The sequence below is a fragment of the Micromonospora marina genome (assembly GCF_900091565.1).
In the GTDB taxonomy this organism is placed as follows: domain Bacteria; phylum Actinomycetota; class Actinomycetes; order Mycobacteriales; family Micromonosporaceae; genus Micromonospora; species Micromonospora marina.
The window spans coordinates 52,031-62,028 of the sequence record NZ_FMCV01000005.1 but is presented as its reverse complement, the minus strand read 5'-3'; the positions used below and the strand labels follow the sequence as shown (position 1 = coordinate 62,028).

The 9,998-nt window shown below is 73.1% G+C and carries 4 protein-coding genes; all 4 read left to right on the top strand.

The genetic code is table 11. The features are described from left to right. Positions 1 to 622: 622 nt before the first annotated feature. The 4 genes from GA0070215_RS08775 to GA0070215_RS08760 all read left to right on the top strand — a co-directional run bounded on the left by GA0070215_RS08775 (position 623) and on the right by GA0070215_RS08760 (position 9,997). Positions 623 to 1,936: a hypothetical protein gene (locus tag GA0070215_RS08775; protein WP_091043860.1), complete on the top strand. Its 1,314-nt coding sequence runs from the start codon at positions 623 to 625 to the stop codon at positions 1,934 to 1,936. 270 nt (positions 1,937 to 2,206) lie between these two features. Continuing rightward, positions 2,207 to 3,907: an RCC1 domain-containing protein gene (locus GA0070215_RS08770; protein ID WP_091043857.1), complete on the top strand. Its 1,701-nt coding sequence runs from the start codon at positions 2,207 to 2,209 to the stop codon at positions 3,905 to 3,907. Positions 3,908 to 4,088: 181 nt separating this feature from the next. Further along, positions 4,089 to 7,274: an FtsX-like permease family protein gene (locus GA0070215_RS08765; RefSeq protein WP_091043853.1), complete on the top strand. Its 3,186-nt coding sequence runs from the start codon at positions 4,089 to 4,091 to the stop codon at positions 7,272 to 7,274. Next, a complete protein-coding gene (locus tag GA0070215_RS08760; RefSeq protein WP_091043849.1) occupies positions 7,271 to 9,997 on the top strand; it encodes an FtsX-like permease family protein in 2,727 nt (908 codons plus the stop codon). The genes GA0070215_RS08765 and GA0070215_RS08760 overlap by 4 nt, the downstream gene beginning before the upstream one ends. Position 9,998: the final 1 nt, after the last annotated feature.

The window sequence follows — 9,998 nt, the reverse complement described above, 5'->3', positions numbered from 1 at the left end:
CAGTTCGTCGGAGCGGTTCGCGTGGGCCGGTTGACCTCCCGGGCCTGAGCGGTGGCGGTGGGTGGTGTCGGCACGCCCGACACCACGCACCGTTTTCGTGCATCGACTTGCGGCTGCCGTCGGGCAAGGTCTTCGACGACCGGGTGGAGCCTGCGGCAGCCCTCGCACCGGCAGCGAGCTGCGTGAGTCCGGCTGGTACCTCTCCGGCCACACGATCGCGCAGCTCATGGCTGACCGGGATCCGCACGGACGAGGGCAAGCGTCATCCGGTCGCCGTCAACGGCCTGCGGATGCATCGTTCTACCACCCACCCGGGCTGATCTGCGCGGTCTCGGGGTTCCGTGCCTGGCCGTCTTCCGGCGTCGGGGGCCCGAAGAGGGACGAACGCGCCGCCGTTCATTGCAGAGAATCCACGTTCGCTGATACCGTATCGGCGCTGACCGGTGCATCGATACACTGAGGAGTTTGCCGCAGTTCGGCTCGAAGCACCTCGTCCCCGGACTTACCAGCACGAGTCGTTTCGAGCCAGGCACGGACCACTTCGGTGTTCCCGACTCCACAACCGGGAGGCCGCGCCTTCCCAGACACACCCCATCCACCAGAAGAGAAGGGCATCAACCCCGTGAGAACAGCTCACCGGCGCGCGCTTTTCGTAGCGCGCGCCACTGTCGTCGGTCTGATCACCACAGTCGCCTTCGGGGCTGTCGCCGCCACCGCGAGCGCCGACACCGGCAGCCTGGACAACCCCGGCTTCGAGCGGGGCCGCCTCGCTGGTTGGGAGATCGTCCGAGCCAAGGACGTCGCCCTCTCCGACATCGGCAGGTCCGGCGACCATTCGGCGAAGATCGAAGGGAGGAAGGGGCAGATCCGGCAGGAAGTCGCTGTGCTGCCCGAGACCTCCTACACCCTGACGGCCTACGTCCGCGGCGAGGGGGTCATCGGTGCCACCGTCGGCGGTGAGGACATCACCGCCTCCGGTGGTGGCCGAGAGTTCGAACAGGTCAGCGTCGAGTTCAACTCCGGTAGCGCTGGTGTCGTCGAGATCTTCGCGGCCTATGGCGGCGAGACCGGCCGGTTCGACGACTTCAGCCTGAGCGCGACGCCGTCCCCGCGCGCCGGCTTCGATCCCACGGTCTGGGACGACTCGGAGGCGGGCGACTACATCCGGTCCAGCGATCCCTACGTCTTGCGCTTCGACGGCCTGGAGCGGTTCACCGTCACTGGCAGCGGCGGCGGACCTCGCGACGAGCTGAAGACACCGCAGGCCGCCAGGATGCCGTCCGATGAGATCTATGAGTCCTTCTCGGCTGACCTCACCCTCGACCTCGACGACGGTGTCAAGCTCATCGCCCACCAGGTCCACGCCGGTACCGGCGCCGGGTTCTCCACCCAGGCCAAGCTCTACATCCAGGACTCCAGCCCGCTCGGGATCTTCAAGGGCGAAGGCGAGTCCGGCTTTACGATCGACGACTATCCGCTGCTCGAGGGGGTGCCCAGTAACGGCGTCTTCGACGTGTACGTCCGTGTCCAGATCCCTGGATTCGTGAGTGGCGACGGCGAGATCAACGAGAAGATCTTCGACCTCGGCACCATCCGGAGCGGCAAGACCATGAGGTACGAGTTCATCAACGACCACGGTGTGGTCACCGTCAACTCGACCATCGGCCGGAAGTCCGTCAGCTTCACGTACGACATGCAGGACTCTGCCGCGTCCTACATGAAGTTCGGCAGCTACGTCCAGGCTCAGGATGCCGAGAGCGGCTGCAACGTCACCAATGATCTCAACTGTGAATACCCTGGCTGGGTGCCGTACGGCGTCGCTGCCAATCCGGCTGAGGCGGAGGTGCTCTGGCGCAGGTACTTCGCCGACTCCAACATCGATCGGGCCCGGGTGACCTTCCGCAATGTGGTGCACGAGGGGGGCCCGCTCCAGTAAGACCTGCCGCGCAGGCCGGGTTTCGGTCCTGGCGGCCCCTGATCGCTTCGTCTGTCGCTCGGCTGCACCCCTCCCGCCGGGGAGGGGTGCAGCCGAGTTTCGCTGCTCAGCATCGACGGCGGCACCGGGTCGTTAGACGGGTAAACCGTCTGGATGGACATTCCCCCCGGAGGCATGACATTGACATCATTCTTGGCATTTCGGGCTCCAAGCATCAGACTCCGCCGACCGGGACTCGCGACCGCGTCGAGACTGGCTGCGGTATCGCTCGTGTTCGTGGCGTTGGGGACGGTGCCGACCGGTGTGTCGCACGCGGCCGGTCCGTCGCCGACCGCAGGTCCCGCCGGTACCGGGCTGGCATGGGGTTTCAACGGCTTCGGTCAGTTGGGGAACGGCACCAGCGGGCCCGGCACCGACAGCGACGTGCCCGTCCCGGTGGACCTGCCGGCCGGCACCACGATCACTGACATCGCCGCCGGCAGCAGCCAGAATCCGGGCCCGCACAGTATGGCGCTGACGTCCACCGGCGCCGTACTCGCTTGGGGCAACAACTTCTGGGGCCAGTTGGGGAACGGCGCCAGCGGACCCGGCACCGACAGCGACGTGCCCGTCCCGGTGAAGCTGCCGACCGGAGTCACGATCACCGCCATCGCCGCGGATGGGGCAAACAGTATGGCGCTGACCTCGACCGGCGCCGTCTTCGCCTGGGGCGGCAACTTCTATGGCCAGTTGGGGAACGGCGCCAGCGGACCCGGCGTCGACAGTGACCTGCCCGTCCCGGTGAAGGTGCCGGCCGGCGTCACGATCACCGCCATCGCCTCGGGTGGGGCAAACAGTATGGCGCTGACCTCCACCGGCACCGTGCTCGCCTGGGGCAACAACTATTACGGCCAGCTGGGAAACAACGTCTTCGGAGGCATCAGTGACGTGCCCGTGCCGGTGAAGCTGCCGGCCGGCGTCACGATCACCGCCATCGCCGCCGGCAGCGGACACAGTCTGGCGCTGACCTCCACCGGGGCCGTGCTCGCCTGGGGTCGGAACAGGTCCGGCCAGTTGGGAATCGGCACCAGCGGGCCCGGCACCGATAGCAGCGTGCCCGTCCCGGTGATCCTGCAGCCCCGCACCACAGTCACCGCCCTCAGCGGCGGCTACGAACACAGTCTGGCCGTGACCTCCACCGGTGCCGCACTCGCCTGGGGCAACAACGCCTCCGGCCAACTGGGAAACGGCACCAATGGACCCGGCACCGACAGCGACGTGCCCGTCCCGGTGAACCTGCCGGCCGGCACCACAGTCACCGCCGTCGCCGGAGGCGGGGCACACAGTCTGGCCGTGACCTCCACCGGTGCCGCACTCGCCTGGGGCAACAACGCCTCCGGCCAACTGGGAAACGGCACCAATGGACCCGGCACCGACAGCGACGTGCCCGTCCCGGTGAACCTGCCGCCCCGCACCACAGTCACCGCCATCGCCGCCGGCGGCTGCCCGTGCGGACCGACCAACGGCCGGGACGTGAACTTCCACAGCCTCGCTGTCGCGACAGCATCGGCTGCGCCGACGTCAACCACCACCGTGCGAATGTCTCCCGCAGACCCGCGGCCCGGCCAACCCGTCACCTTCACCGCCACCGTGACCTGTGATGCCGGCACCCCCGCCGGAACGGTGACCTTCCTGGACGGCACCACGGCCCTGGGCAGCGCATCCCTGTCCGGCAGCCCCACCGCCACGGCGACATTCACCGTCGAGAGCCTGACACCAGGCAACCACACGATCCGTGCCCGCTACCACGGCGCCGGAGACTGCTCAGCCTCGGAATCCAGCCCTCTCGCCGTCACGATCCCCAGGCCCGCCCTTCCGGTGACAGGAGCCAGCCTGCCCGCTGCCCTGGCCACCGGCATCCTGCTCGTACTCGCCGGCACCACTCTGGTCCTCACGGCTCGCCGACTCCGAACGCACCGCACGTCCGACTGACCGCCGGGAACCCGGCAGCCAGCGCGCCAACCCTCGTACCGGTCTCCTGGACGAGGGTTGGCGCGGCAGGGCGAAGGGCTGCCGGGGGACCGATAACGATCATGTAACGGACGCGAACCTTTTCTGGGGCGTCACCGCTCTCTCTCGGCATCGGCCCGCCGGGGCCAGGAGAGGACGTCGGATGAAGCTGGTGTGGAGGCGGGCGAAAGAGGCCCGAGGGCTGCTGCTTGCTGCCGCTGTCGCGGCACTCGTCGCGGTCGCGCTTGTCACCGGGCTCTCCGACTACAACCGCCGGGCGGTGGAGGCCGGCGCCCGCGCCGTGCTCGACGCCGCGCCGGCCGAGGAACGCAGCCTGCTGATCAGCGGCTCCGGCGGCGCCGACGCCGCCGCGTTCGCCGAGCGGGACCGCGCGGTCCGGGAGCAGTTCGCCGACGGGCTCGGCGGCGCCCCGGTCACCGTGGCCGCGACCCGCTCCGGGACCGGCCGGGAGCTGACCGGTGACGTGGGTGCCGCCCGTACCGACGACGACCCGATGTTCGCCAACCTGGCCACGCTCGACGACCTGCCCGCGCACGCCGAACTGGCCGCCGGGGCGTGGCCGGTGCCCGGCAGCAACCCGTTGCAGGTGACGGTGCCGGAGAAGGTGGCCGCGCAACTGGGCCTGGAGGTCGGGGAACGGGTGCCGCTGTACGACCGGGGTGCCGAACGCGCCGGCACCGTGGTGGTCGTCGGCACGTGGCGCCCACGGGACGCGACCGCGGCGTACTGGCGTCTCGCCCCCGGGGTGGGGGAGAGCCAGGGCGACGCGGAGGTCACCTCGTACGGGCCGTTCGCGCTCGACCCGGCCGACTTCGCCCGCACCTTCCCGGGCTCCACCTCGGCGGCCTGGGTGGTCGACCCCGACCTGGTGGCGGTCGAGCCGGCCCGGCTGCCCGCCGTGACCACGGCGCTGGACGAGATCACCGGGAAGCTGCCCGAGGCCACCGGCCTGGGCTCCTCGACCCAGCAGGTCAGCCACCTGGACCGGCTCGTCGACCGGCTCAGCCGGGCCGACCTGGTGGGCCGGTCCGCGCTGCTCACCCCGCTGCTGCTGATCGTGGTGCTCGGCGGGTACGCACTGGTGCTGGTGGCCGCGCTGCTCAACGAGGACCGGCGGGCGCAGACCGCGCTGCTGCGGGCCCGGGGCGCCGCCCGGGGGCAGATCGCCGGGCTGGCCGTACGCGAGGCGACGCTCGTGGTGGCCCCGGCGCTGCTGCTGGCCCCGGCACTGACCGGGCAGGCGATTCACTACCTGGGCGCGGACCTGGGGCTGGCCGGCGGCGACCTGGCCCGGGTGTGGATGGTGGCGGTCGGCGCGGCGGTCGGCTGCCTGCTCGCCATGACACTGCCGGCGATGCGCCGGGCCGGCACGTACGTCGCGGACATGGCCGCCCGGTCCCGCCCCTCCCGAGGGGCGGCGGTGCAGCGGGCGAGCGTGGACGTGGCGCTGGTGGCGCTCGCCGTGCTCGCCTGGACCCAACTGCGGCAGTACTCCTCGCCGCTGGCCGGCGCGAACGGCAGCCTCGGCATCGACCCGCTGCTCGCCGCCGCGCCCACCATCGGCGTGCTGGCCGGTGCGGTGATCGCGCTGCGGCTGCTGCCCCCGACCACCCGGATCGCGGAACGCTTCGTCGACCGGCGGACCTGGAACGCCACCATGTTCGGCATGTGGCAGGCGGGCCGCCGCCCACACGCCGGGCCGGTGCTGCTGCTCGCGCTCGCCGTCGGCGGCAGCACGCTCGCCTGGTCGTTGGTCGCCTCCTGGGAACGCTCGCAGCGCGACCAGGCCCAGCACACGGTCGGTGCGGACCTGCGGCTGACCGAGCGCAACGGCACCGCCCCGGCCGACCGGGCCGCCGCGCTCGCCGCCGTGCCCGGCCTGGCCCGGGTGCTGCCCGCCTGGCGCGACGACGCGCGCCTGGGCCGCGAGGCCCGGCAGGCGACGGTGGTGGCGGTGGACGCCGCCGCCGCGAAGGGCATGATCCGGCTGGACGACGCCGACGGCGGCGCGTCCGCCGGGGCCCTGCTGGACCGGCTCGCCGAGGGCCGGGCCACGCCGGTCGGCGGTGTCCTGCCCGCCGGGGCGAAGACGCTGTCGGGCACCGTCCGTACGCCGGTCGAGAGCATGTTCGACACGCCCCAGGTGGTGGTGACCGCGCTGCTCACCACCGACGCGGGGGCCACCTGGCGGGTCCGGCTGGCCGAGGCCGGCGGCGAGGGACGGCCGGTGCGCTTCTCCGTGCCGCTGCCGGACACCGGCGGCGTCCCGCTGCGCCTGGCCGGCTTCGAGGCCGACGGCGGCGACGCCACCGGCAGCTCGTACCGGCTGCTCCTGGACGAGCTGCGGCTCACCGACGCCTCCGGAGCGGCCCTGCCGGTGCCGGTGGAGGGGGCCTGGCGGGTGATCGACCCGGGCAGCGGCCCGCGCCGGGACGCGCGGGCGACCCCCACCCGGGTGGACGCGACGCAGAGCTTCGATGTGCCCGAAGGGCTGTTGCAGTTCGCCCGCACACCCTCGTCCCGGTTCGCCGTGGTGCCCCGGGCCGAGGATCCGCCGGTGCCGGTGCTGATCACGCCGGGGGTCGCCGCCGCGCTGAGCGTGCAAACCGGGGACACCGTCAAGCTGTCCGTCGCCGAGGTGACCCTGGAGGTCACGGTGGCCGGCCAGATCGCCGCGATTCCCGGCACCACCGGCGACGGCGTGCTGCTGGACCTGCCCACCGCCACCACGCAACTGCTGGAACGCAGCGGCGGCGTCCGGCCGGTGGCCGAGTGGTGGCTGGACACCACCCCCGGCGGGCACACCGCCGCAGCCGACGCGCTCGCCTCGACCCGCGGCACGGTCCTGCTGGACCGGCGGGCGGTGGCCGCCGAGGCGGCCGAGAATCCGTACTGGCAGGGTGCGCGCACCGGCCTGCTGGCCGCCGCGCTCGGCTCGGCGCTGCTCGCCCTGGTCGGCCTGGCGGTCGACGTCTGGGCCACCACCCGGCGCCGGCTCACCGAACTGGCCGTGCTCAACACGCTCGGCGCGAACACCCGGCTGCTGGCCCGCGCGTACCTCGCCGAGCAGACCTTCCTGGCCGCGATCGGCGTCGGCGTCGGGATGCTGGTGGGCGCCCTCGTCGCGGCCACCATGGTGCCGCTGGTGATCCTCACCCCGGCCGCGGGACGGCCGGTGCCCGAGGCGGCCTTCACCGTCCCGTGGGTGCCGATCGGGACGACAGCCGCCGGGCTGCTGCTCGCCGCGCTCGCCTTCGCCGCCCTCATCACCACCGGCATCCGCCAGCGGGTCGCCGCCGTGCAGCTCCGGATCGGAGGAGAACGATGAGCCTTCCTGGTGCCGCGCGCCGGGTCCGCGCATACGGGGGACAGTTCCTGCTGCTCGCCGTCCTGACCCTGGTGACCGCCCTGCTGATCACCGGGGTGCCCCGGGTCGCCGACCGGCTGACCGGGCAGGGGCTCACCGAGTACGTCGCCGGGCAGCCGGTGGCCCGCCGCGACCTCACGTACAGCACCGCGCCGACCGTCGTCCCGCCCGCGGAACAGCCCGTCGTCGCCGGCCGAGGGGCGCAGCTCGCGGCGATCGAGGAGAAGATGCCCGCCGAGGTGCGCGCCACGATCGGCGAGCGCTGGTTCGCGGCGCAGACCGTGCCCGGCCGGCTGCGCGGTCCGACGTTGCGCGACGACAAGGGACTGATCGACCTGCACCTGCGGGCCGGAACCGGCATCCGGGAGGCGGCCACCCTGGTCGACGGCCGGTGGCCCGAACGCGGCGTCACACCTGCCGGTGCGATCGAGGTGACGCTCGCCGAGACGATCGCCACCACTCTCGGCCTGGCGGCCGGTGACCGGTTCCGCTTCTCGCTGCTGAACGCCGACGGCAACGTCCTCAAGTCCCGCCCGGTCGACCTGGTCGGTGTGTGGCGGCCGAACGACCCGGCCGGTGGTGTCTGGGACACACTGCCGTCGATGCTGAAGCTCGCCCCGCCGGAAAACGACGGCGACCCGTTCGTGGGCGTCGCGTACACGGCCGACGCGGGCCTCGACTCGATCACCGGTCAGGGCTGGCCGGTGACGTTCGGCTGGCGTTACCGGATCGCCCCGGACCGGCTCGAACCGGGCCGCCTCGACGCGCTGATCGCCGACGTCGACGGGCTGGACCGGGCCCGGCCCACCGAGATCGAGATGGCGCTCAGCCAGGGCGTGGACATCCCGCTTCGGCGCTTCGCCGACTCGCTGGCCGCCGCGCAGACCCTGCTCGCGGTCATCGCGGCCGGGCTGCTCGCCACGCTGGCCGGGCTGACGCTGCTGGCCGCCCGGCTGGCCGCGCGCCGCCGCCGCGCCGAGTTCCACCTGATCCGGGCGCGCGGCGGCTCGACCGGCGCGGTGCTGCGCCGTGGCCTGGCCGAGTCGCTGCTGGTACTGCCGGCTGCGGCCGGTGTCGGCTGGCTGCTCGGCGGGTTGCTGCCCGGCTCCGGGGCGTCGTGGCGCTGGGTGCTGATCGCCGCGCTCCTGGCCACGCTGCTGCCGCCGCTCGCCGCGCTCGCGGCCGGCCGCGCCGGTGGCCGCTCCGACCTGGGCGGCCGGTCGCCCGCCGTCCGGCTCACCGTCGAGGTGGTCGTGCTCGGGCTCGCCGTGCTCGGCGCGTTCCTGCTGCGCCGCCGTGGGCTCACCGCCGGTACGGTCGATCCGCTGCTGATCTCCGTGCCGGTGCTGCTGGCGATCGCGGCGGCGCTGCTGGTGCTGCGCGCGTACCCCTGGCCGTTGCGGCTGGTGAGCCGCCTCGCTGCCCGGGCGCGCGGCAGCGTCGCGTTCCTCGGCACCGCCCGTGCGGGCCGGGCCGCGAGTACCGGGCCGCTGGTCGTCGTGGTGATGGCCGTCGCCACCGCCGCGTTCTGCGGCGTGGTGGCGACCGGCATCGAGACCGGCCGGGACACCGCCGCCGCCCAGGCCGTGCCAGGTGACCTGCTGGTACGCGGGGAGCGCTTCACGCCGGACACCGCTGGGAGACTGGCCGAGCTGCCCGGGGTACGCGCTGTCGCGCCGGTGCTGACCATTCCGGCCGAACGTCCGTACGCCGACCGGGCCGGACGCCCCGCCCCGATCACCGAGCTGCGCGTGGTGCTCGTGGACGGGGAGCGGTTCGCCGAGGTGGCGCGGCAGGCAGACGTACCGGTGAGCGTGCCCGACCCGGTGCGGGCCCGCACCGACGGGAGCACGCCGCTGCCGGCGCTGGTGTCCCCGGCGGTGGCCGGGGAACTGGCCGACGCCGGGCTCGCCGACGCGCAGGGTGACCGGCCCGCCTGGCTGGACGTGCAGGGCAACCGGCTGCCGGTGCGGACCGCCGCCACAGTCGACGAGTTCGCGCTCGTGGGCGAGGACGTACGCCGGTTCGTGGTGCTGCCGTGGCCGGCGTTGCCGGCCGACGCCCCGCACCAGCTCGCGCCCACCGGTTTCGTGCTCGCCGGATCCGGTGTCGACGCGGCCGAGGTGGACCGGGTGGCGCAGGACGGGCAGCGGCGCTACCTTCGCATCGGCGGGGTCGATACCGGGGACAAGGCCCGCGCGCCCGAGGTGACGACCCGTTCGGCGGTGCGCGCCGACCTGGGCGGGGCCGGCGTGAACGGCCTGCTGGTCTTCGGCTTCGTGCTCGGCGCCGGCGGCGGCGCCGCGCTGGGGCTCCTGGGGCTCGCGCTCGCCGTGCTCGCCGGGGCCCGCTCGCGCGGGCAGGTGCTGTCCCGGCTGCGCACCATGGGCCTGTCCCGCCGGCAGTGGCGCGGGCTGCTGATGGTGGAGCTGACTCCGCTGGTGCTGGTGTCGGTGCTCACCGGAGCGGTGGTCGGCGCGTTGCTGCCGCTGCTGCTCACACCGGTGCTCGGCCTGCCCGCCTTCACCGGGGGCGTGGAGGTGCGCCCGAGTTTCGAACCCGGCCTGATGGCCGGGGTGTCGGTCCTGGCCATGCTGGCCCTCGGCTTCGCGATCACCGTGGAAGCCGTGAACAACCGCCGGTTGCGCCTCGGTGAGGTGCTACGGCTCGGAGAGGAGAGCTGAC